The sequence below is a fragment of the Actinoplanes sp. NPDC051861 genome (assembly GCF_040681145.1).
Taxonomy (GTDB): Bacteria; Actinomycetota; Actinomycetes; order Mycobacteriales; family Micromonosporaceae; genus Actinoplanes.
In genome coordinates this window covers 440,856-461,428 of sequence record NZ_JBFAYE010000001.1, presented here as the reverse complement: position 1 = coordinate 461,428, position 20,573 = coordinate 440,856, and the positions used below count along the sequence as shown (strand labels likewise).

Annotated in this window: 24 protein-coding genes; 17 read left to right on the top strand and 7 right to left on the bottom strand. The window is 68.8% G+C overall.

Annotation, left to right across the window (positions count from 1 at the left end):
- Nucleotides 1-19: 19 nt before the first annotated feature.
- A complete protein-coding gene (locus AB0M02_RS02430) occupies nucleotides 20-745 on the bottom strand; it encodes a TetR/AcrR family transcriptional regulator (protein ID WP_364220200.1) in 726 nt (241 codons plus the stop codon).
- Nucleotides 746-833: 88 nt separating this feature from the next.
- Here AB0M02_RS02430 and AB0M02_RS02425 point away from each other — a divergent pair, with 88 nt between their 5' ends.
- The 12 genes from AB0M02_RS02425 to AB0M02_RS02370 all read left to right on the top strand — a co-directional run bounded on the left by AB0M02_RS02425 (nucleotide 834) and on the right by AB0M02_RS02370 (nucleotide 12,215).
- Nucleotides 834-2,336, top strand: a complete 1,503-nt coding sequence (locus AB0M02_RS02425) for an MFS transporter (protein ID WP_364220197.1) — start codon at nucleotides 834-836, stop codon at nucleotides 2,334-2,336.
- A complete protein-coding gene (locus AB0M02_RS02420; RefSeq protein ID WP_364220194.1) occupies nucleotides 2,333-2,968 on the top strand; it encodes an alpha-ketoglutarate-dependent dioxygenase AlkB in 636 nt (211 codons plus the stop codon). The genes AB0M02_RS02425 and AB0M02_RS02420 overlap by 4 nt, the downstream gene beginning before the upstream one ends.
- 179 nt (nucleotides 2,969-3,147) lie before the next feature.
- On the top strand, nucleotides 3,148-3,855 hold the full coding sequence (locus tag AB0M02_RS02415) for an ABC transporter ATP-binding protein (RefSeq protein WP_364220191.1): 708 nt from the start codon (nucleotides 3,148-3,150) through the stop codon (nucleotides 3,853-3,855).
- Nucleotides 3,856-3,982: 127 nt separating this feature from the next.
- Nucleotides 3,983-4,702, top strand: coding sequence for an ABC transporter ATP-binding protein (locus AB0M02_RS02410; RefSeq protein WP_364220188.1), 720 nt, complete (start codon nucleotides 3,983-3,985; stop codon nucleotides 4,700-4,702).
- A complete protein-coding gene (locus AB0M02_RS02405; protein WP_364220185.1) occupies nucleotides 4,702-5,580 on the top strand; it encodes a branched-chain amino acid ABC transporter permease in 879 nt (292 codons plus the stop codon). The genes AB0M02_RS02410 and AB0M02_RS02405 overlap by 1 nt, the downstream gene beginning before the upstream one ends.
- Nucleotides 5,577-6,623, top strand: a complete 1,047-nt coding sequence (locus tag AB0M02_RS02400) for a branched-chain amino acid ABC transporter permease (RefSeq protein ID WP_364220182.1) — start codon at nucleotides 5,577-5,579, stop codon at nucleotides 6,621-6,623. The genes AB0M02_RS02405 and AB0M02_RS02400 overlap by 4 nt, the downstream gene beginning before the upstream one ends.
- Complete coding sequence (locus AB0M02_RS02395; RefSeq protein ID WP_364220179.1) at nucleotides 6,620-7,885, top strand: ABC transporter substrate-binding protein; 1,266 nt, start codon at nucleotides 6,620-6,622, stop codon at nucleotides 7,883-7,885. The genes AB0M02_RS02400 and AB0M02_RS02395 overlap by 4 nt, the downstream gene beginning before the upstream one ends.
- Nucleotides 7,886-7,931: 46 nt before the next feature.
- Nucleotides 7,932-8,669 (top strand): SDR family oxidoreductase, encoded by a 738-nt coding sequence (locus AB0M02_RS02390; RefSeq protein WP_364220176.1) that lies wholly within the window; start codon nucleotides 7,932-7,934, stop codon nucleotides 8,667-8,669.
- Complete coding sequence (locus AB0M02_RS02385; protein WP_364220173.1) at nucleotides 8,666-9,439, top strand: SDR family oxidoreductase; 774 nt, start codon at nucleotides 8,666-8,668, stop codon at nucleotides 9,437-9,439. The genes AB0M02_RS02390 and AB0M02_RS02385 overlap by 4 nt, the downstream gene beginning before the upstream one ends.
- Complete coding sequence (locus tag AB0M02_RS02380) at nucleotides 9,436-10,416, top strand: phosphotransferase family protein (protein WP_364220170.1); 981 nt, start codon at nucleotides 9,436-9,438, stop codon at nucleotides 10,414-10,416. Before AB0M02_RS02385 ends, AB0M02_RS02380 begins: the two co-directional genes overlap by 4 nt.
- On the top strand, nucleotides 10,416-11,612 hold the full coding sequence (locus AB0M02_RS02375) for an acyl-CoA dehydrogenase family protein (protein WP_364220167.1): 1,197 nt from the start codon (nucleotides 10,416-10,418) through the stop codon (nucleotides 11,610-11,612). Before AB0M02_RS02380 ends, AB0M02_RS02375 begins: the two co-directional genes overlap by 1 nt.
- Nucleotides 11,613-12,215 carry a TetR/AcrR family transcriptional regulator gene (locus tag AB0M02_RS02370; RefSeq protein WP_364220164.1) on the top strand — a complete coding sequence of 201 codons (603 nt, stop codon included), beginning with the start codon at nucleotides 11,613-11,615 and terminating at the stop codon, nucleotides 12,213-12,215.
- Here AB0M02_RS02370 and AB0M02_RS02365 read toward each other — a convergent pair.
- Nucleotides 12,169-12,702, bottom strand: coding sequence for a DUF6886 family protein (locus AB0M02_RS02365; protein WP_364220161.1), 534 nt, complete (start codon nucleotides 12,700-12,702; stop codon nucleotides 12,169-12,171). The two genes, AB0M02_RS02370 and AB0M02_RS02365, sit on opposite strands and share 47 nt — an antisense overlap.
- Before the next feature lie 67 nt (nucleotides 12,703-12,769).
- Here AB0M02_RS02365 and AB0M02_RS02360 point away from each other — a divergent pair, with 67 nt between their 5' ends.
- The 3 genes from AB0M02_RS02360 (at nucleotide 12,770) to AB0M02_RS02350 (ending at nucleotide 14,254) form a co-directional block, all read left to right on the top strand.
- Nucleotides 12,770-13,138 carry a type II toxin-antitoxin system RelE/ParE family toxin gene (locus AB0M02_RS02360; RefSeq protein ID WP_364220158.1) on the top strand — a complete coding sequence of 123 codons (369 nt, stop codon included), beginning with the start codon at nucleotides 12,770-12,772 and terminating at the stop codon, nucleotides 13,136-13,138.
- Entirely contained in the window at nucleotides 13,135-13,470 is a 336-nt protein-coding gene (locus AB0M02_RS02355; RefSeq protein WP_364220155.1) for a helix-turn-helix transcriptional regulator, read from the top strand. The genes AB0M02_RS02360 and AB0M02_RS02355 overlap by 4 nt, the downstream gene beginning before the upstream one ends.
- 304 nt (nucleotides 13,471-13,774) lie before the next feature.
- The gene (locus tag AB0M02_RS02350) at nucleotides 13,775-14,254 is read left to right on the top strand and encodes a hypothetical protein (protein ID WP_364220152.1); all 480 of its coding nucleotides are present in this window, start codon (nucleotides 13,775-13,777) and stop codon (nucleotides 14,252-14,254) included.
- Between the two features lie 61 nt (nucleotides 14,255-14,315).
- Here AB0M02_RS02350 and AB0M02_RS02345 read toward each other — a convergent pair whose 3' ends face one another.
- On the bottom strand, nucleotides 14,316-15,077 hold the full coding sequence (locus tag AB0M02_RS02345; RefSeq protein ID WP_364220149.1) for an SDR family oxidoreductase: 762 nt from the start codon (nucleotides 15,075-15,077) through the stop codon (nucleotides 14,316-14,318).
- Between the two features lie 71 nt (nucleotides 15,078-15,148).
- Here AB0M02_RS02345 and AB0M02_RS02340 point away from each other — a divergent pair, with 71 nt between their 5' ends.
- Nucleotides 15,149-16,156 (top strand): RNA polymerase subunit sigma-70, encoded by a 1,008-nt coding sequence (locus AB0M02_RS02340; protein ID WP_364220146.1) that lies wholly within the window; start codon nucleotides 15,149-15,151, stop codon nucleotides 16,154-16,156.
- 39 nt (nucleotides 16,157-16,195) lie between these two features.
- Here AB0M02_RS02340 and AB0M02_RS02335 read toward each other — a convergent pair whose 3' ends face one another.
- Nucleotides 16,196-18,673, bottom strand: a complete 2,478-nt coding sequence (locus AB0M02_RS02335; RefSeq protein ID WP_364220143.1) for a LuxR C-terminal-related transcriptional regulator — start codon at nucleotides 18,671-18,673, stop codon at nucleotides 16,196-16,198.
- A gap of 79 nt (nucleotides 18,674-18,752) precedes the next feature.
- A complete protein-coding gene (locus tag AB0M02_RS02330; protein WP_364222630.1) occupies nucleotides 18,753-18,896 on the bottom strand; it encodes a hypothetical protein in 144 nt (47 codons plus the stop codon).
- On the opposite strand from AB0M02_RS02330, the gene AB0M02_RS02325 reads away from it, so the two are divergent.
- Complete coding sequence (locus tag AB0M02_RS02325) at nucleotides 18,843-19,646, top strand: winged helix-turn-helix domain-containing protein (RefSeq protein WP_364222487.1); 804 nt, start codon at nucleotides 18,843-18,845, stop codon at nucleotides 19,644-19,646. The genes AB0M02_RS02330 and AB0M02_RS02325 overlap by 54 nt on opposite strands.
- A gap of 41 nt (nucleotides 19,647-19,687) precedes the next feature.
- Here AB0M02_RS02325 and AB0M02_RS02320 read toward each other — a convergent pair whose 3' ends face one another.
- Together AB0M02_RS02320 and AB0M02_RS02315 are read right to left on the bottom strand one after the other, a co-directional pair.
- Nucleotides 19,688-20,152, bottom strand: a complete 465-nt coding sequence (locus tag AB0M02_RS02320; protein WP_364220140.1) for a hypothetical protein — start codon at nucleotides 20,150-20,152, stop codon at nucleotides 19,688-19,690.
- Nucleotides 20,153-20,211: 59 nt separating this feature from the next.
- Nucleotides 20,212-20,553: a hypothetical protein gene (locus tag AB0M02_RS02315; protein WP_364220138.1), complete on the bottom strand. Its 342-nt coding sequence runs from the start codon at nucleotides 20,551-20,553 to the stop codon at nucleotides 20,212-20,214.
- Nucleotides 20,554-20,573: the final 20 nt, after the last annotated feature.

Here is a 20,573-nt window from a genome sequence, read left to right as displayed (position 1 = left end):
GTGTACCCAAGGGTCCAGGTCAAGCCCGTTTGGTGAGCCACAACTCCAGGCCGTCCAGGATGCGCTCGAGCCCGAAGGCGAAGCCCTCCTGGAACACCACGTACGGATCGGTGTTGATCTGCTCGGTCTCTTGCCGCCAACGGTCGTAGGCGGGGTAGTCCGGCGCGGTCTTCTCCAGGTAGGGCTCCAGGCTCTTGGCCAGGGCGACCGGTTCGAGTCCGGAGCGCTGGATCGACGCCGTCACCGCCGCCTCGGTGGTGGCCGCGCCGATGGCGTGTGACTGCAGCAGCGCCGTCGCGTGCGAGACCTCCATCCCGGTGAACCCGGCGGCGGTGAACAACTCGACGATGCGGTTGCCCATGCGCATCGCGTTCGGCCCGATGGTGGGGCGGGTGCCGAGCAGGCCGATCACCCACGGGTGCCGCAGCAGCGCGACGCGTATGCCGTTGGCCAGCACCGACGCGCCGATCCGCCAGCTCGTGTCGCCGGGCTCGGGCACGTAGATCTCGGCGAACACCTCGTCGACGGCGAGTTCCAGCAGCTCGTCCTTGTGGGCCACGTACCAGTACAGCGAAGTCGCGCCGGAACCCAGCCGGGTGCCCAGCCGGCGCATGCTCAGGCCGGCCGCGCCCTCGGCGTCGAGGATCTCGATCGCCGTGCGGACGATCTGCTCCCGGGTGAGTGTTGGCTGCTCGCCACGGGTGCGCGGTGGTCGCGTCCAGACCGAGTCGGTGAAGTCGGGCATGGTGACATCCTATCGACACTCGAACACTGTGCGAGTTAGGTGTACGGTGTTCGAGTCGGTCGCACACTGTACGAGAGAGGGTCCGAAGATGCCCGATCGTCATCCCCGTCGCTGGTTGATCCTGGGCGTGCTGTGCCTGAGCCTGCTCGTGGTCGTCGTCGACAACATGGTGCTCAACATCGCGATCCCGTCGCTGATCGTGGACCTCGGCGCGAGCAGCGCGGACATCCAGTGGATCATCGACGCGTACATCCTCGTCTTCGCCGGTCTGCTGCTCACCGCCGGCAGCCTCTCCGACCGGCACGGCCGCCGCCTCGGCCTGGTCTTCGGCCTGATCGTCTTCGGCGGCGCGTCCGGGCTGGCCACCATCTGCCAGACACCCGGTCAGCTGATCGCCGTACGCGGCCTGATGGGCGCCGGCGCCGCCTTCCTGATGCCCGGCACGCTCTCCATCCTGACCACGGTCTTCGACGAGGCCGAGCGCAAGAAGGCGATCGCCATCTGGAGCTCGGTGCTGATGCTCGGCGCCCTCGGCGCGCCCACGCTCGGCGGCCTGCTGCTGGAGCACTTCTGGTGGGGTTCGGTCTTCCTGATCAACATCCCGATCGCGATCCTCGGCATCGTCGCCGCGCTGCTGATCATCCCGGAGTCCAAGGGCCCGGCGAGCCGTCCCGACCTGGTCGGCGCGGCCACCTCGATGCTCGGCATGACGGCCCTGATCTGGGGCATCATCAACGCCCCCGAGCACGGCTGGGCGTCGGCGCGGACACTGGGCGGGTTCGCCGTCGCCGCCGTCGCCCTGACCGCGTTCGGCCTATGGGAGCGCCGGACCGCCGAGCCGATGCTGCCGCTCACGCTGTTCCGCAACCGCAACTTCGCCGGGGCCAGCCTCTCGCTCGTGCTGCTCGGCTTCTCGGCCGGCGGCGTGGTGCTCGCCCTCACGCAGTACCTGCAGTTCGTGCTGGGATACACCCCGATCGAGGCCGGCCTCGCCTTCATCCCGATGCTCGTGACGGCGATGGCGTTCAACGGCGTCGGCGTCGTGGTGGACAAGAGGTTCGGCGCGCGGGTCGCACTCTCCGCGGGCCTGCTCCTGATGGCGGCCGGTTTCGCCGTGATGGCCTCGCTGGAACCCGGCGACGGTTACCTGAAGCTCGCCGTCGCGCTGGTAGTGATGGGCATGGGCAACGGAACGGCGGTGCCGGCCGCGGTCGGTACGCTGCTCGGCGCCCTCCCGCCGGAACGCGCCGGGGTCGGCTCCGCGGTCAACGACACGGTGCAGCAGGTCGGCACGGCCCTGAGCGTCGCGGTGCTGGGTGCGATCCTCACCGCCGCCTATCGGGGCGCGCTGCCGGAGGGCGTCACCGGAGAGGCCCACCAGTCGATCGGCGACGCGCTCGGCGTCGCGGCGGCGACCGGTGACAGCGCGCTGGCCCGCCTCGCCCAGGACGCGTTCGTCGAGGCCATCTCGGTCACCGCGCTGGTCGGCGTGGTCGGCGGCATCCTCGCCTCGATCGTCGCCGCCAGCGTGCTGCGGCCGAAGCCGGCGGTGGCGCCGGAATCGAACGTGAGTACTAAAGTGGGGGCATGACCGGGAGCTACCAGCCGTCGATGCTCGATCTGATGTCCGGGCCGGCCAGCACGCTCGAGCCGTTGGCCGGCCGCCTCGTGCGGCGGCACCTGACCGCGGGCGCCTGGGTGGACCTCCTGCCCGGCTGGGTGCACGGCTCGGACGAGGTCTTCGAGACCCTGCTCGGCATCGACTGGCGGGCCGAGCGCCGGAAGATGTATGACGACGTCGTCGACGTCCCCCGGCTCCTGCGGTGGTACAGCGGGCGCGAAACCCTGCCGCACCCCGCACTGGAGGCCGCCAAGGCCGCGCTGAACAGCCACTACGCCGAGGAGCTCGGCGAGGAGTTCGTCACCGCCGGCATGTGCCTCTACCGCGACGGGCGCGACAGCGTCGCCTGGCACGGCGACACCCACGGCCGCTCGGCCGCGCACGACACCATGGTCGCGATCGTCTCCTTCGGCTCGCCGCGCAACCTGCTGCTGCGCCCGCGCGCCGGCGGCCACGAGACGTTGCGCCTGCCGCAGGGCCACGGGGACCTGATCGTGATGGGCGGCTCGTGCCAGCGCACATGGGAACACGCGGTGCCGAAGACGGCGAAGCCCGTCGGCCCGCGGATCAGCGTGCAGTTCCGGCCGGCCGGGGTTGCCTGAGGGTCCGGAACGCCCATCCGTGCACGGCCGCGGGCATATGCCGCACGCTGCGACGACATCTCGAGGTAACAGGCGCATTGCAAGTGGTTGACGAGTCCGGCGAGAAAGTTACACTCCAAGTGTAAATAGTTGACCTTCACGCTCCACACAGGACCTCCCCGGTCCGGCGAGGCGGCCCCATGTCAACAGATCCCCCGCTCAAAGAACTCGAACTGCGCAACATATCCGTCCGCTTCGGCGGCCTCACCGCACTCGACGACGTGTCCCTGCGCGTGGCGCCGGGCCGCATCGTCGGGATCATCGGGCCGAACGGCGCAGGCAAGACCACCCTCTTCAACGTCATCTGCGGCTTCGTGCCGCCGACCTCCGGCAGCCTCACGCTGGACGGGCAGGCATGGCGTCCCCGGCCGCACCAGCTCAACCGGCTCGGCATCGCACGGACACTGCAGGGCGTCGGCCAGTTCGGCGGCATGACCGTCCTGGAGAACGTGCTGGTCGGCACGCGTGGCCGGCGTCCCGAGCAGGAGGCGATGGCCGCGCTGGCCCGGTGCGGTGTCGACCGCTACGCCGCCGCGCCTCCCGGCTCACTGCCCTACGCGATCCGCAAGCGCGTCGAGCTGGCCCGGGCCCTGGTCGCCAAGCCACAGATCCTGATGCTCGACGAGCCGGCCGGCGGCCTGGACTCCGACGAGATCGACTGGCTGGCCGGCCTGATCAGGGAGGCCGGCACCACGGTCCTCCTGGTCGAGCACCACATGGATCTGGTCATGTCGGTCTGCGACGAGATCCTCGTCCTCGACTTCGGCAAGCCGATCGCCCTCGGCACCCCCGAGGAGATCAGCAACAACTCCAAGGTCACCGACGCCTACCTCGGCGCACCGGCCTGATCTGAGATCGCACGAAACTGCCGGGCACCCGGCTTTCTTCGCTATACCCGAAAAATTATGAAACGACGGTCCTTAGAGGAGGAACGCCGATGAGCACGCGTACCCCGGTGCCGGCAGGTGAGACGCCATGAGCAGCGCACTGCTGGAGGTCGAGGGCCTCACCGCCGGGTACGGCGCGGCACCCGTCCTGCACGACGTGAACCTGACCGTCCAGCCCGGAGAGATCGTCGCGGTGCTCGGTGCGAACGGCGCGGGCAAGACGACGCTGCTGCGTACCCTCTCCGGCCTCGTCCGCAGCAGCGGCGGCCGGGTCGTCTTCGACGGCACGGACCTGCGCGGCACCAAGGTCGAGCAGATGGTGCGCCGCGGCATCGGGCACGTCCCCGAGGGACGCGGCGTGGTCACCGAGCTCACCGTGGACGAGAACCTGCGGCTCGGCGGCCTCTGGCGCAAGGACCGGGCCGAGGCGAAGAAGGCGCTCGACGAGGTCTACGACCTGTTCCCGCCGCTGGCGCAGCGTCGCGCGTTCGCCGGTCATCAGCTCTCCGGCGGCGAGCGGCAGATGCTGGCGCTCGGGCGGGCGCTGGTCGGCCGGCCCCGGCTGCTGTTGCTCGACGAGCCGTCGCTGGGCCTGGCGCCCAAGGTGACCGGCCAGATCATGGCCTTGCTGCGGGACCTGCGGGAACGCACCGGCCTCGCGGTGCTGCTGGTCGAGCAGAACGTACGCAGCGCGCTCTCCATCGCCGACGTCGGCGTGGTGCTGGCCCTCGGCCGGGTGGTGGTCCGCAAGAAGGCGGAGACGCTGCGCGACGACGCCGACCTCCGACACGCCTACCTGGGGTTCTGATGGACCAGTTCGTATACCTGACGTTCGACGGGCTGAGCCGGGGCGCGGTCTACGCCGCGTTCGCGCTGGCCCTGGTGCTGATCTGGCGGGCCGCCCGGATCGTCAACTTCGCGCAGGGCGCGATGGCGGTCGCCGCCGTCTACGTCGCCTACTCGGTGACCAACGCGACCGGGTCGTACTGGCTCGGTTTCGTCGTGGCGCTCGTGGCCGGGCTGGTGCTCGGGGTGACCGTCGAGCGGGTGGTGATGCGGTTCGTCGACCACTCGTCGCCACTCAACGGCGTGGTCGTCGCGCTCGGCCTGGTCCTGGTGATCCAGGGCGTGCTCGGAATCTTCTACGGCAACGAGTTCCGCCCGGTGCAAACGCCTTTCAGCCGGGACGCCTTCGAGGTCGGCGGCATCGCGCTGCTGTCCAAATACGACCTGTTCGTCTTCGCCGCGGTGGGCGCGGTGGTCGGTTCCCTCACCCTTCTTTTCACGCGTACGGCAGTCGGGCTCCGCATGCGGGCGGCGGCCTTCGCTCCGGATGTCTCCCGGCTGCTCGGCGTGTCGGTGGGCGGGATGCTGACGCTCGGCTGGGCGCTCGCGGCGGCGGTCGGTTCGCTGGCCGGGATGCTCGTGGTCCCCACCGAACTGGGCCTGCACCCGACCGCGATGGACGTCGTGTTCATCTCGGCGTTCACGGCCGCGGTGGTCGGCGGACTGGACAGCCCGATCGGTGCGGTGGTCGGCGGCCTCGTCGTCGGCCTGCTGCTCTCCTACGTCAGTGGATACGTCGAGCCGACGGTAGCCCCGATGGCGGTGCTCCTTCTCCTGGTGGTGGTCCTGCTGGGACGGCCGGGCGGACTGTTCTCCAGCTCGAAGGCGAGGGTGGCATGACCGACATCAAGCAGAAATCGAGCGCGTCCTCCGTACCGGAGAAGGCCTTGAACGTGCCGCGAAGCCGGCGCCGCATCCCGGTGATCCTGGTCATCCTGGCCGGCGCCGCGATCGTGCTGACGCTGACCTACACGCTGCCGCCGTTCCGCAACTACCAGCTCGCGACCGTCGGCGCCTACCTGTGCGTGACGGCCGGCCTGACCGTCCTGACCGGACTGAACGGGCAGCTCTCGCTGGGGCACGGCGCGCTTATGGCGACCGGTGCCTACACGCTCGCGCTGTCGCAGAACAGGTGGCTGAACCTGCCGCTCAGCTTCCTGCTGGCGATCGTGGTGACCACCGCGGTGGGTGCGGTGATCGGCCTGGCCGCGGCTCGGCTGCGCGGACCCTATCTGGCCGGTCTCACGCTCGCCGTCGCGATCGTCGTGCCGTCGATCACCAGCACGTTCGACGAGACGTTCAACAGCGACCAGGGCCTGTCGGTGGTGCTCGACCCGCCGCCCGGAACCATCCCGATGGAGCGCTGGCAGGCCTGGCTGTGCTGGGCCGGCGCGCTGGTCACGGTGTTCCTGCTGGCCACGCTCGTGCGAGGGCGTTTCGGGCGGGACCTGCGCGCGGTACGCGACGACGAGACCGCCGCCAAACTGGCCGGGATCAACGTCGCGCGTACCCAGGTCCTGGCGTTTGTCGTGAGCTCGGCCTGCGCCGGCCTGGCCGGTGCCCTCTTCGCCTTCCTGGCGCAGAGCGTCTCCCCCGGCGCGTTCCCGCTGACGCTGTCGCTGTTCCTGGTGATGGCGATCGTGATCGGCGGCCTCGGCAGCCTGTTCGGCTCGCTCCTGGGCGCGGTGCTCCTGGTGCTGCTGCCCACCCTCTCCCAGTCCGTCGCCGAGCAGACCGGATCGAGCCGCCTCGAGGGCAACCTCGCCCTGGTCGTGTTCGGCGTGGTGCTCGTCGTCGTCATGCTCGCCGCTCCCGGCGGCCTCGCATCCATTCGCATCCCACGATTCCTCAGCACCCCACGATTCCTCAGGAGGACACGATGAAACGAACCGCGACGGCGCTGCTCGCAGCTGTCGTGTTACTGGCCGCCGGTTGCAGCGACGACGGGGGCGGTGGAACCAGCAGCAGCGGCGACGTGCCGGGCGTGACCGACACCGAGGTCGTCGTCGGCACCCACATGCCGCTGACCGGGCCGGCCGCGGCGGGATACTCGAAGATCGCGCCGGCCACCAAGGCGTACTTCGACTTCGTCAACGCCAACGGCGGCATCCACGGCCGCAAGATCAGCCTCAAGGTCAAGGACGACGGTTACAACCCGGCCAACACCCAGACCGTGGTACGCGAGCTGGTCCTGCAGGACAAGGTCTTCGCGATCCTGAACGGCCTCGGCACTCCGACACACACCGGCGTGCTCGACTTCCTCAAGACCAACCGGGTGCCCGACCTCTTCGTGGCCAGCGGCAGCCGCAGCTGGAACCAGCCCGACAAGTACCCGGGGACGTTCGGCTTCAACCCGGACTACACGGTCGAGGGCAAGATCCTCGCCACGTACGTGAAGGAGAACCACGCCGGGAAGAAGGTCTGCTTCCTCGGTCAGGACGACGACTTCGGCCGGGACAGCCTGGCCGGCATCGAGAAGGTCCTCGGCCCGGTCGCGGCCAAGCAGAGCTACGTGACCAGCAACCCGAACGTCGGGCCGCAGATGGGCGCGCTCAAGAGCGCCGCCTGCGAGGTCGTCGTGCTCGCCACCGTACCCGGCTTCACCGCCCTGTCGATCGGTACGGCCGCGAAGATCGCCTTCAAACCGCAGTTCGTGGTGAGTAACGTGGGCGCCGACCCGACCACCGTCGGCAAGGCCCTCGGAGCCGGTGCCCCGCTGCTGGAAGGCGTGGTGGCGGCCAACTACCTGCCGCTGACCACCGACGAGGCCAACCCGTGGATCCAGCTCTACAAGAAGGTCAACGCGGAGTACAACGGCAACGCCGAGTTCGACAACAACATCGTCTACGGCATGTCGGTGGCGTACCTGTTCGTCCAGTCGCTGCAGGCGGCGGGCAAGGACCTGACCCGCGACGGGATCATCAACGCGGTCAAGAAGAACGGCTTCCAGGGCCCCGGCCTGGTCCCGCTGCGCTTCTCGGACACGGACCACTCGGGGTACGGCGGAACCCAGCTCACGAAGATCGAGGGCGGCAAGGCGGTGTTCTTCGGTACGCCGTACACGACCGACGACAAGGACGCGCCGGTCGCGCCGCACCAGGCCCAGGCCGTGACACCGCCGCAGAACGGCGTGCCGGCCGCGTAATATTCGCACTCTCCATGCACAAAGACGACTCCAGGAGGTTGCCGCGATGGCGGACCAGGTAGCGATCGTGACCGGAGCAAGCCGGGGAATCGGGTTCGCCATCGCGCAACGCTTCATCTCCGACGGTTATCGAGTGGTGATCACCGGCCGTGATGCGGACGCTTTGAAGGCCGCTGTGGAACAGCTCGGCGAGTCGGCGATCTTCGTAGCCGGCAAGGGCGACGATCCCGCTCACCGGGCTGAGGTGGTTTCCACCGTGGCGGACCGGTTCGGCCCGGTGACTACTCTGGTGAACAATATCGGGATTAATCCGGCATATGGTCCGTTGGCTTCGCTGGACCTCAACGCCGCCCGCAAGATGGCCGAGGTGAACCTGATCGGGACGCTCGGCTGGGTGCAGGAGGCGCTGCGCGGCGGGCTCTCCGACGGCGGCTCGATCGTGAACATCTCGTCGGTGTCGGGCGTGCGGCCGGCTCCCGGGATCGCGTTCTACGGCACGACCAAGGCGGCGCTGATCCACCTCACCGAGGAGCTGGCCGTCGAGCTGGCTCCGGCGGTGCGGGTCAACGCGGTCGCGCCCGCGGTGGTCAAGACCCGCTTCGCCTCGGCCCTGTACGAGGGGCGGGAGGACGCGGTGTCGGCGACCTACCCGCTCAAGCGGCTCGGCACCACCGACGACGTGGCGGGCACCGTCTCGTTCCTCTGCTCGGATGCCGCCTCGTGGATCACCGGGCAGACCATCGTGCTCGACGGTGGACTGACCCTCACCGGGGTGGTCGCGTGAAGCGGGTCGTCGTCACGGGCGCCGGCGGCGGGATCGGTGCGGCCCTGGCCCGCCGGTTCGCCGCCGACGGCGCCCGGGTCGTGGTCAACGACCTGGACGCGGAAGCCGCCCGGACCGTCGCCGGCGAGATCGGCGGCATCGCGGTGCCGGGCGACGCGGCCAGCGAGGAGGACGTCGCCCAGCTGGTCGACACGGCCTGGTCCGAGCTGGGCGGGATCGACCTCTTCTGCTCCAACGCGGGCGTGCTGTCGGCCGGCGACGAGAACACGCCGGACTCGCAGTGGCAGCGGGACTTCGGGGTCAACGTGATGTCACACGTGTACGTGACTCGCGCACTGCTCCCCCGCTGGCTGGACAGCGGCTCCCCGAAACGGCTGCTGATCACGGTGAGCGCGGCCGGGTTGCTCACCCTGCTCGGCAGCGCCACCTACTCGGTCACGAAACACGCCGCGCTCGCCTATGCGGAGTGGCTGCGGGCAACGTACGCCCACCGCGGCCTGACCGTGCAGGCGCTCTGCCCGCAGGGCGTGCGCACCGACATGCTGACCCGCGGAAACGCTCGCGGCAGCGGCAGTGCCGCACTCCTCGCCGAGGGCGCGCTGGCACCGTCGGCCGTGGCGGACCTGGTCGCCGCTTCGCTGGACGGCAACGAGTTCCTGATCCTGCCGCACCCCGAGGTCGCCGACTACTACCGCTTGCGCGCGAGCGATCCGGACCGTTGGCTGGGCGGCATGAACAAGTTGCAGCGCGGCTTCGAGGAGTCTTCGTGAAAGGCCTGGACCTTGCGGCGCTCCAGGCCTATCTGGACAGTCCACCACTGACCGGGACGATGTTCGCCGGCGGGCGGTCCAATCTCACCTATGCGATCACGGACGGGGTCAACCGGTGGGTGCTGCGACGCCCGCCCCTCGGCCACGTGCTTCCGACCGCTCATGACATGTCCCGTGAGCATCGGGTGTTGTCCGCGCTCTCGGAGACCGGCTTCCCCGTGCCGCACCCCGTCGTGCTCTGCACCGATATCTCGGTCATCGGCGCGCCCTTCTATCTGATGGAGCATGTCGACGGGACGATCTACCGGGAAGCCGCCGATCTTGAGTTGGTCGATTTGCACAGTTTGACCCTGACCCTGGTCGACACTCTGGCTGACCTGCACGCTCTGGACCCTTCGGCGATCGGCCTCGGGGACTTCGGGCGGCCGGAAGGCTTCAACGAACGCCAGGTGCGACGGTGGAAGAAGCAGCTCGACGCGTCCCGGAGCCGTGACATCGCGGGCATCGAGGAGCTGCATGCACGGCTCGCTGTCGACATCCCCGCCGGTGGGCCCGGCTCGGTGGTGCACGGCGACTTCCGGCTGGACAACGTACTCATAAGCTCTGATTTGTCGGTTAAAGCGGTCCTGGACTGGGAGATGTCGACTCTCGGTGACCCGCTGAGTGACCTCGCCCTGATGCTCGTCTACGCCGGCCGCCCGCTGCTGTTCCGCGACGGCAAGCCGGTCGCCCCGATCGACCTCCCCGGCCATCCCACGCTCGACGAGATGGCCGCCCGATACGCCGAGCGCAGCAAGCGCGACGTCGGCGACCTGCACTGGTACGTGGCGTTCGCCGCGTTCAAGCTCGCCGTCATCCTGGAGGGCGTGCACTTCCGCTACACCAAGGGCCAGACGGTCGGCACCGGCTTCGACACGGTGGGCGCCATGGTGCCCGCGCTGGTCGAGCAGGGCCACCGCGCACTGGAGGGACACTGATGGACTTCGAGTTCGACGCGAAGACCGAGGATTACCGGAAGCGGCTTCTGGCGTTCATGGATGAGTACGTCTATGCCTCTGAATCCGGTTTTGAGTCGGCGGGCTGGGAACCGCCGGCTTTCCTCCCCGGCTTGCAGGCCGCGGCCAAGGAGGCAGGTCTCTGGAACCTCTTCCTCCCGGGCGACCATGGCGCCGGCCTGACCAACCTCCAGTACGCGCCCTTGGCGGAGATCACCGGTCGCAGCCCGGCGATCGCGCCGGCCGCCCTCAACTGCGCCGCCCCCGACACCGGCAACATGGAGGTTCTCGCCGAGTTCGGCACACCCGCTCAGCAGGAACAGTGGCTCAAACCGCTGCTGGACGGGACAATTCGGTCGGCTTTCGCGATGACCGAGCCGCAGGTCGCCTCCTCCGACGCCACGAACATCGGCACGCGCATCGAGCGCGACGGCGACGACTACGTCATCAACGGCCGGAAGTTCTTCATCACCGGCGCGATGAACCCGAACTGCAAAATCTTCATCGTGATGGGCAAGACGGATCCGTCGGCGGCCCGGCACGTGCAGCAGAGTCAGATCCTGGTGCCCCGCGACACCCCCGGCCTGACGGTCAAACGGGGGATGACGGTCTTCGGATACACCGACGGCGATCACGGTGGCCATGCCGAACTTCTCTTCGAGAACGTACGCGTGCCGGCGAGCAACCTGATCGGCGAGGAGGGCGGCGGTTTCGCCATCTCCCAGGCGCGGCTCGGCCCGGGGCGGATCCACCACTGCATGCGGCTGATCGGCATGGCTGAGCGGGCATTGGAGCTCATGTGTACGCGGGCGTTGGCGCGTACTCCGTTCGGCAAGCCGCTCGCCGAGCAGGGCGTGGTGCAGGACTGGATCGCCGAGTCCCGCGTCCGCATCGAACAGGCCCGTCTGCTGGTGCTCAAGGCCGCCTGGCTGATGGACACCGTCGGCAACAAGGGCGCACACACCGAGATCCAGTCCATCAAGATCGTGGTCCCGTCGACCGTCGAATGGATCATCGACAAGGCGATCCAGGCACACGGTGCCGCAGGTGTGAGCCAGGACACTCCACTGGCCGGGCTGTGGACGTCGGCCCGTACGCTGCGTCTCGCCGACGGCCCCGACGAGGTACACAAGCGATCCCTGGCCCACCGTGAACTCAAGCGTTACCGGAGCAGCTAAGTGACCACACCTCCGCGCGTCGACGGTCGCACCGCACGGTCCGAGCGGACCCGCAACGCGATCGTCGACGCCCACCTCCAACTGATCGGCGAAGGCGACCTGCGTCCCACCGCGGACCGGGTCGCCAAGCTGGCCGGAGTGTCGCTGCGCGCCCTCTGGAGCCACTTCGCCGACATGGAGGCGCTGATGACGGCGAGCGGCCAGCGGGTCCTCGAGCAGCGGGACGCCTCCTACCGGCCGATCCCGGCGGACCTCCCGCTGCCCGAGCGCATCGACGCCTTCTGCCGCCAGCGCGCCCGCCTGCTGGAGGAGATCGGGCCCGCTGCGCGGGCCTCCGCGCTCAAGGAACCTTTCTCGGCCGGATTGCAGCGCTATCGCAAGTTGCACGTTTCCCGGGTACGCGACGAGCTCACCACCACCTTCGCCGCCGAGATCGCCGACGACGAGCAACTCCTCAACGCCCTGACCGCGGTCAGCCAGTGGCCGACGTGGTCCACCTGGCGCGAGGCCATGGACCTGCCGATCGAGGACGCCGAGGCGGCCATGGCCCGAACCGTCAGCGCCCTGCTGACCCCTTCGCGTTCCGCAGCCGAATCCCGCTGAACCCGACCGTGCTGGCGATCACCTCGTCCCAGAAGGACCACAGGCTGTCCAGCACCCGCAGCTGAATCCCGGCCCGCGCGTGACACTCGACCAGGTCGCCGACGGGCTCCGGCTCCCCCAGCGGCACCACCGGCTCAACCGCCACGAAGGCATGCTCCCCGAACGGCCGGAACTCGCCGGCGGGCAGGCGGTAGGCATACAGCCTCGTCGTCCGCATGCGGTCCAGCCAGGCGTACTCGATCGCATGCACCCGCTTCCCGCACCCGGCCCCGATGATCCGGTCCCGATCCGCCGCCGTGGTCTCGGGGCGGACCCAGGCCAGGGCGCGGGGGCACTGCCGCGGAAACCAATAGCTGGGTGCCTGGTCACTGTCCACGGCCCAGACGTACGCCTCTGGCTGCCGCGCGGTGACAGCAACGTGCGGCACGAACCGCGTGATGCTCGGATCCTCCGAGAAGTGCAGAACCTCCCCCTGCCCAGGACGCATACCCACATCCTCTCCACCCGTGCACCGATTGGCGATCTAGTATAGGATTTACTACACTCGCCACGCCGTGGACGAGTGGGAAGCCAACGTCACCAATACGTTCCGCGCCTGGTTCGCAACCCTTGACAAGCCGTCGCGAGCTCAGGTCGTGGATGCCATCGACCGCCTCGCCGAGGCGGGCCCAAGTCTTGGCCGGCCACTCGTGGATCGAGTCCACAACTCACAGTTCCACAACATGAAAGAGTTGCGACCCGGATCAGCAGGCCGCACCGAGCTCCGGATCCTGTTCGTCTTCGACCCCTGGCGGTCGGCGATCCTCCTGGTCGGCGGAGACAAGTCCAACCACTGGGCCAGGTGGTACACGGAGGCCATCCCGCGGGCCGAAGAGCTGTACCTGCAGTATTTGAAGGACCGCGAGGAGGAGGAGCCGGAATGATGGAGATCTCGCGATGGAGCGACATCCGCGCCGAGCTCGTTGCCGAGGCAGGTGGCGAGCACGCCGTCGCCGAGGCCCGCAGGCGCAATCAGGCCTACATCGACGGCTATCGTCTCGCTGAGCGCCGGACCGCCCTCGGCCTCACGCAGTCCCAGCTGGCCGAGCGCATGGGCGTCACCAAGGGCCGCGTCTCCCAGATCGAACGCGGCGAGGTCTCCACAGTCGACGCCGTCGCCCGCTACGTCGAGGCCCTGGGCGGCCGCCTCCAGATCACCGCCGTCTTCGGCGACGACCAGTTCCTCCTGGGCGGCAAAGACACCCCCGCCGCGTAACCGCGCACGGCTCGGACCGGTCGAGTCAATGGGCGGGCCCGAGGATCGCCGTTCATGAACGCTGGTGCCGCCGACGCGGATGGCGGCGTGAGCACGGGTCGCGATGGGCTGACGATGGACGGCGGCCGGTCCACGTGACGCAGGGCACGTTCGCGGAACAGGATGCTCTGCTCGGCTGGGAATCGGTCGCCTTTCGGGGATCAGTTGTCGTCCTTGCCCAGCTGCGCAACGGCGATTCCTGCATCCGCCTCCCCGCCGCATAATGGCCCGATCGGCACGAAATTCAACACGGGGAGGAGGGGTTATGAAACCCCTACGGCGACGATTTTCTCAATTCTTCGTCATTGCATTTATGGCGGCGTTGTCGATGGTGGCGACAACGGGTCCGGCGGGTGCGGCCGGCCGCAGTCTGTGGAATTGTTCACCGTTCGGTGAAGGCTACAAGTATGCCTGCACGACGATCACCTCAGCTCCGGCTGGGGGAGTTCAGGTGCTGGACCGCTACACCAATCAAATCTACACGCTTCGCAATGGGAACAGCATCGCGCTGTTGTCCTGGTACAACGATACGTCTGGCCAGTGCGGCGTCTTCGGCAATCCCTACGTGTGGATCATTGCCTGGCAAAATCAGGGATATCACCAGGCATTCATCGGCGACTACTACCTGGCCACCGGCAGAGCATCGACCTGGAAGCTCTTCACCGACGACTGGGGCGCTCTGGGTAACAGGGCACATGCCCGCGGCGATGGAACGGGAACCTGCGACATCTTCCCGAATTACTGACGGTTGAGGGCGGGCGCCCGGCAGCCTGCGAACAAGCCGCCGGGCGCTCACCTCCAGGTCGTCAGTCGGTAGCCGAGCCGGCGGAGATGTTGAGGACTGTTCCGGTCAGGGCGGCTGCCTCGTCAGACGCCAAGAAGACCGCTGCCTGGGCCACATCCGCCAGCGTAGGCAGTCGCTTGAGCAGGCTCGACTCGGTGATCAGGCTGGTGAACTCGGCCCGGGTGCGGCCGATCGCTTCCGCGTGCAGCCCGAAGACCGTGTCGATGGTGGCTGTCTCCGGGATGCCCTCGGCGCGCAGGCACGCCACCCGGATCCCGGCCGGGCCCAGCTCCGCGGCCAGGGTCCGGCTGATGGCCTCCATGCCGGCCCAGGCCGGGGCCATGCCGCCGACGTGCGGGACCGGTTTGTGGCCGGGTGTGGCGGTCACCGTCAGGATCGCGCCGCCGGAACCCATGTGCCGGGCCACGGTCCGAGCCGTGACGAAGTGCGCGGTGAGATACGCGTGGACCGCCGCCTGGAAGCCCTCCAGCGGCAGGTCGACCATGGGCACACCCTGAATACCCTCCTGCGGGATGCCGATCGCGTTGAACGACACGTCGATCCGGCCCACCTGAGCGGCGTGCGCGGCCACCTGGGCGGGATCCAGGGCGTCGACGACAGCGGTCGAGGCGGACGGGATCTCCTTGGCTACGGCGTCCAGGGCGTCGAGCCGGCGGCCGGTCAGGAAGACGTGGGCGCCCTCGCGGCCGAATGCCCGGGCGACGGCGGAACCGATGGCGCCGGCTGCCCCGTACACGATGATGTTCTTGCCGTTGAGTCTCATGCCTGTATCGACCGCGGGGAACCGGCGAAGTCGACAGCTTAGTTTCGGGGGCGGTCGCGGTCTGTATGTGCATGAGCGCGTTCGCCGAGATGACCTCCGGGTACCGCACCGAGCTGCTGGTCCACTGCTACCGCATGGTCGGCTCGGTGCAGGAGGCCGAGGACCTGGTGCAGGAGACGTATCTGCGGGCGTGGCGGTCGTTCGAGCGGTTCGAGGGGCGGTCGTCGGTCCGCACGTACCTCTATCGCATCGCCACCAACGCCTGCCTCAGCCTGCTCGCCCAGCGTAAGCGCCGCATCATGCCGTCGGCTCTGCCGGCGGACGGTGATCCGCTCTGGCTGGAGCCGATCCCGGACGCCCTGCTCGTCGGCGATCCGGCCGTCGCGGCACAGTCGAGCGCCGGGATCCGCCTCGCGTTCGTGGCCGCGTTGCAGCACCTGCCGCCGGTGCGCCGCGCCGCGCTTATCCTGCGCGACGTCCTGATGCTCTCCGCCGCCGAGACCGCCGAGGTGCTGGACACGACGCCGGCCGCCGTCAACACCGCCCTGCTGCGCGCCCGCAAGCAGATGGCCGAGGCCGCACCCCGCGCCGACGACGTGGGTGAGCCGGACGACCGGCGGATCCGGATGCTGCTCGACCGCTATGTCACCGCGTTCGAGGCTGCCGATCTGACCGCTCTCGGCCGGTTGATGCGGGAAGACATCGCGCTGGAGATGCCGCCGCTGCCGGCCTGGTACCGCGGCCGCGACGAGGTGCTGCGTTTCCTAGGGGAGCGGGTGCTGGACGAGCCGGGCCGGTTCCGCCTGAGCCTCACCAGCGCCAACGGCCGGCCGGGCATCCTCGCACGCCTCCACGACCACGACGATGTCCACGCGGTCCACCTGCCGACGTGGAGCGGTGACGCGATCAGCCACCTCGCGATCTTCCTCGACCCGATGACGGGCCGACTGTTCGACAAAGCGAGAAGCACGGCGAGAAGCGCGACGGGACGCGCGGGCGGCCCTGACGAGGTCGGCCTCACGCGCCCGGATCAGTTCCTGGGAGAGCAGCCACGGAAGGTTCATGCACTCCGACGCTAGGAAGCCACGCGCCGGCGCGAATCGGCAAAGATGCCCAGATCAGGGAAGTCCGAGACGCGCGGCCTGGGCAGCGGCCTGACCACGGCGAGCCACACCGAGCTTCCGCAGGATCGCGGAGACGTGGTGATGCACGGTCTTCGTCGACACGAACAGCCGCTCGCCGATCTCCACATTCGACAGCCCCTGCCGCACCAGCGCCAGCACCTCGATCTCACGTAGCGTCAGATCGGCCGGGTTGGCGCGGGTGCGGCGTTGCGGTCCGCGAGGAATGTCGCGCAGCCCGCGCGAGCGCAGCGTCCGGGTGACGATCGCCGCGGCGGGGCGGGCGCCGAGCCGTTGGAACTCGGCCAGGGCGGCGCGCATGCCGGCTTCGTGCGGCGAGGCCATCAGGGCAAGAGCCATATCGTACGGGCAAAAGCGCTCTCGCCACTGCTCGGCAGCCGCCTCGACGTCACCGGCGAGCTGGGTGGAGAACGGTGCTGTGGCCGTACCGTATGAAGCCGGATCTCCACCCAGAAAGCGCAACCAGGCCAGCTCGCCGACCACCCCCGCAGCTTGCCTGGTGACCGCGAGGTCCCAGGCCGCGGCGAGCTCAGCCGTCACCGGACGCCCGCCCAGCCAGGCAGCCTCCGCCCGCGCCGCCGCGACCGGCGCGACGTATTGCAGCTCGCCCTGACCGTCGGTGAGGTCTCGTGCCTCGTCCAGAGCGGGCCACGGGTCCTCGTCGCCGCGCCGGGCCGCGATCAGCCCGGCCACCGTCAGGCCCAGGATGCGCAGCAGCGGCACCTCACCCGCCGAGCGCAGCAACCGCCGCACGTCCTCGGCCGCGTCGTCCCACCGGCCGGTGTCCAGCCGGTGACGTGCGCGGTAGGCGAGCACGTAGTGACCCCAGCCCTCCAGACCCAGGTCCTCGCAGACGGTCAGACCACGGTCCAACCAGGGCGCGAGGTGGTAGGCGCGGGTGCGCGTCATCGCCCAGCCGGCGTGGATGTAGGCGCGGCCGATGTGCTCCTCGAGACCGTGCTGCTCGGCGAGGGCGAGGCTGCGTTCCAGGTCGTCGATGCCGTGGGCGTCGCCGACGAGCAGGCGCATGGTGCCGATGTTGTTGAGCGTGTGCACGACGACCTGAGGATCGTCGGTCAGGCTCAGGGCGCGCCGGCCGTGCTCCAGGGTTCCCTCGTGGTCCTCGATGTTGAGGTGGATCGAGGACTGGTTGCTGCACGCGACGGCCAGTTCCGGTCCGGGTGGCAGTGTTTCGAGCAGATGCAGCGCTTCGGTGCCGGTCCGGATCGCCTCGTCGGAGAAACCGCCGCACCAGAGCCGCCGGGACAGGGTGGTCATGGCGGCGCCCTCACCCAGCAGATCGTCCGCCTCGTGTCTGATGTGGATCGCCTCTCGCAGCGCGGCGATCGACTCGGTGGTCTGCTCGGTCAGGTAGCACTCGTAGGAGCGGCGTTCGAGGAGTTCGGCCCGGTTCTTGGGCTTGAATTTCAGGGCTCGCGCGTATTGAGCGGCGGCCTCGCGATGCGCGCCCCTTTTGGCGGCCTGTTCGGCGGCGATCGGCGCCCAGGTCAGGACCATGTCGGCGGCACCGGCGGCTTCGGCGTGATGGGCAATCCGGCTCGGGTCGGCGGTGTCCGGCAGCGCCCGCAGCACACCCTGATGCACGGTTCTCCGGTATTGCGGCAGGAGCGACTCCTCGATCGTGATCCGGGCCAGCTCGTGCCGGAAGACGATTCCGTTCGGGGTGCTCTCCAACATCCCTGACGCCAGCGCCTCGTCCAGGCCGGTGCCCACGGGGGCGATCTCCGCGAGAATGCCGAGGTCGGCGGTGACGGCCACGGCGTTCAGGACGGCATTCGCGTCCGGGCTCAGCTGCGCGGCGTGGGCGAGCACAGCGTCGCGGATCGTCGGCGGCACCTCGCCGCCACCGCTGACCAGCACCTCTGTCACATAGAAGGGGTTGCCGCCGGTGACCCGGTGCAGTGCCGCGCCGTCACGGCCGTAGGGTTCGGCGAGCTCGCACACCGCCTCGAGCGAGAGCGGCTCGACGGCCATCCGCCGGACCGCGCCGCCGTGCAGCTCACCGAGGATCCGGCGCAGCGGGTAGCCACGGTCCACGCTGCGGTAGGTCGCGACGACCAGCGCGGGAATCGTCTCCATTCGGCGGCCGAGCAGGCTGAGCACGTCGAGGGTGGCCTCGTCGGCCCAGTGCAGATCCTCGATCACGACGACCAGACCCGGTCGCGCCTGGGCCTGGCGGGTCAGATCGCCCGCGACGTCGTGCGGTTTGTCCCCGGAGGCGCCGATCTCCTCGAACGGACCGAGCGGGCGCGGCGTGAACAGCGGGTCGCAGGCGCCCCACCGCAGCGGCCCGTGCTCTGCCTGGAACTGTCGCAGCAGCGCCGTCTTGCCGACACCGGCCTCGCCGCCGAGCAGCACGAGCACACCGCCACGGCGTGCACTGTCTGCGGCGGCGTGCAGTCGACGAAGGTGCCCGGCGCGTTCAAGCAGCACATCGCCACCATGACAGTCCGCGCCGCACCACCTCCATCAGCCATCCGACACCGGCCCGCTCGATATGCTGCGGCCGGGATTACTGCTGCTTGATGGGGATGTCGACATGACCGACGACTTGCGGTTCGAGATCCTCGGCCCGGTCCGCGCCTTCCGCGGCTCCGAGCCGGTGGATCTGGGCCCGCCCAAGCAGCAGGCGGTCCTGGCACTCTTGTTGCTGCATGCCGGCCGTCCGGTGCCGCTGAAGCAAATCGTGGACACGCTGTGGAACGGGGATCCGCCGGAGAACGGCGTCGATGTGGTGCAGCGGTACATCGGGGGGTTGCGGCGGGCGTTGGACCCTGGTCGGACGTCGTTGCTGGCGCTGACCGAGGGTGGCTATGTCCTCCGAGCAGGCGAGAACATCGATGTCGGAAATTTCCGGGCGGTCGTGGCCCGGGCCCAGGTCGATGAGGTCCGCGACGCGCTTGAGTCGTGGCGGAACGAGCCGCTCGCGGGGCTGACGGGGCCGGTGTTCGCGTCAGCTCGGGCCGGCTTGATCGAGGAGAGAGCCCGAGCCTCCCACTTCCTCAACCCGGCCGCTGCCGAGCCAACCCACCCGCCAACCAAGCCCAGCCATCCCACCCCGACATTGTCGAGACCCGCCCACCTCGACCCGACTGCCGTAGCGCCGGCTCGCCTTGAGCGGACAGTCGTGGAACCCGCACGCCTCCAATCGACTGTGGTTGACCCCGCCCTCGCCAAGTCTGCCCCCGCGACGCCACCTCCACCCACCTCGGCCCCAACTCCATTCCGGCCGACCTCGGCCCCGACGTCACCCCAGCCCGCCCCAACGCCGGCGAGGCCACCTCAGCCCGACCCGGTCCCGTCAGCGCCCACCCGCGCCGAGCACCCGGCAGCCGATCCCGACTACCCCGAGCCAACCGACCCATGGGCCGGCCACGACCTCTTCCCACCGGGCCCGATGTCCTAAAGCTCTCCCCGCCAGGCAATGCGATCGGCCATCGCGAAGCGTTATCCACGGACCGCGTTGTTGGTGGTGGCGTCTGTGCCGTCACGGTTGTTGCGTCGTTCACCGCGATCACGGACTGGTTGCACGACCTCGACCAACAAGCTCAGGACCAGTTCGGCTTCACCACAGGAGTGCCGGTCGGCAGCACCATGTGGCGGCTGTTGACCCACGTGGACGACACCCGGGTCGACGCCGTGCTCGCCGGCTGGCCGCGGCCGGATCACCGGCGACCAGGGCGTCCAGGATCGGCTCCAGCCACAACGGATCACCCTCCGACGGCAGAACGCGGCGCCCGCGCTGGCGAGCCGGCTCAGGCAGACGTCGGTGGCGATCCGATAGAGGTAGGTCTCCTGCACCAGGCCCTCGGCCTCTTGTATCAGAGCCGACCAATGCAGTAGCCCGTCCGCGCGGCTGCCGACCTTCGTGACCTGGTAGGCCCGGAACAGTACCGCCAGGGCGGTGATCATGCGGAGACCGAGCCCGGTCTGGGGTGAACGCCCTCGCGAATCGGCATGCGGCGTCGAGCTCAGAGCGCGAGCAGCCTCTTATCGAAACGCCGATAATCAACGTAGCTAAATCTTTCCTCATGGTCCAAGAATAAGATCGCACCATCAGGGAACATCACAACCACGTCATCTGATGACGGATACCAAAAATCATCAAAATATCTGACAAAAACAAAGAACGGAACTTCAACTCCGATCCCGTCCCTTGCCCAGTCGACCCGAACTACCGATTCCGCGTCAACAGGCAACGCACGAAGCCACGACCGAACCTCTTCATCCGCTGCATGAGTTACCGAAATCCTAGACGACGCGATATCCCAAAATTCGTCGAGCACCCTAAAAGAGCCGCCCAGATAATCCACAACGTCAACGTGAACTTGAG

What these genes read in the sequence shown, in the direction of transcription:
- AB0M02_RS02390 (WP_364220176.1), top strand. Translation starts at nt 7,932, where the DNA reads ATGGCGGACCAGGTAGCGATCGTGACCGGAGCAAGCCGGGGAATCGGG.
- AB0M02_RS02410 (WP_364220188.1), top strand. Translation starts at nt 3,983, where the DNA reads ATGAGCAGCGCACTGCTGGAGGTCGAGGGCCTCACCGCCGGGTACGGC.
- AB0M02_RS02395 (WP_364220179.1), top strand. Translation starts at nt 6,620, where the DNA reads ATGAAACGAACCGCGACGGCGCTGCTCGCAGCTGTCGTGTTACTGGCC.
- AB0M02_RS02320 (WP_364220140.1), bottom strand. Translation starts at nt 20,152, where the DNA reads ATGATCACCGCCCTGGCGGTACTGTTCCGGGCCTACCAGGTCACGAAG.
- AB0M02_RS02340 (WP_364220146.1), top strand. Translation starts at nt 15,149, where the DNA reads ATGAGCGCGTTCGCCGAGATGACCTCCGGGTACCGCACCGAGCTGCTG.
- AB0M02_RS02365 (WP_364220161.1), bottom strand. Translation starts at nt 12,702, where the DNA reads ATGCGTCCTGGGCAGGGGGAGGTTCTGCACTTCTCGGAGGATCCGAGC.
- AB0M02_RS02420 (WP_364220194.1), top strand. Translation starts at nt 2,333, where the DNA reads ATGACCGGGAGCTACCAGCCGTCGATGCTCGATCTGATGTCCGGGCCG.
- AB0M02_RS02355 (WP_364220155.1), top strand. Translation starts at nt 13,135, where the DNA reads ATGATGGAGATCTCGCGATGGAGCGACATCCGCGCCGAGCTCGTTGCC.
- AB0M02_RS02415 (WP_364220191.1), top strand. Translation starts at nt 3,148, where the DNA reads ATGTCAACAGATCCCCCGCTCAAAGAACTCGAACTGCGCAACATATCC.
- AB0M02_RS02350 (WP_364220152.1), top strand. Translation starts at nt 13,775, where the DNA reads ATGAAACCCCTACGGCGACGATTTTCTCAATTCTTCGTCATTGCATTT.
- AB0M02_RS02425 (WP_364220197.1), top strand. Translation starts at nt 834, where the DNA reads ATGCCCGATCGTCATCCCCGTCGCTGGTTGATCCTGGGCGTGCTGTGC.
- AB0M02_RS02400 (WP_364220182.1), top strand. Translation starts at nt 5,577, where the DNA reads ATGACCGACATCAAGCAGAAATCGAGCGCGTCCTCCGTACCGGAGAAG.
- AB0M02_RS02345 (WP_364220149.1), bottom strand. Translation starts at nt 15,077, where the DNA reads ATGAGACTCAACGGCAAGAACATCATCGTGTACGGGGCAGCCGGCGCC.
- AB0M02_RS02405 (WP_364220185.1), top strand. Translation starts at nt 4,702, where the DNA reads ATGGACCAGTTCGTATACCTGACGTTCGACGGGCTGAGCCGGGGCGCG.
- AB0M02_RS02330 (WP_364222630.1), bottom strand. Translation starts at nt 18,896, where the DNA reads ATGCAGCAACAAGAGTGCCAGGACCGCCTGCTGCTTGGGCGGGCCCAG.
- AB0M02_RS02430 (WP_364220200.1), bottom strand. Translation starts at nt 745, where the DNA reads ATGCCCGACTTCACCGACTCGGTCTGGACGCGACCACCGCGCACCCGT.
- AB0M02_RS02375 (WP_364220167.1), top strand. Translation starts at nt 10,416, where the DNA reads ATGGACTTCGAGTTCGACGCGAAGACCGAGGATTACCGGAAGCGGCTT.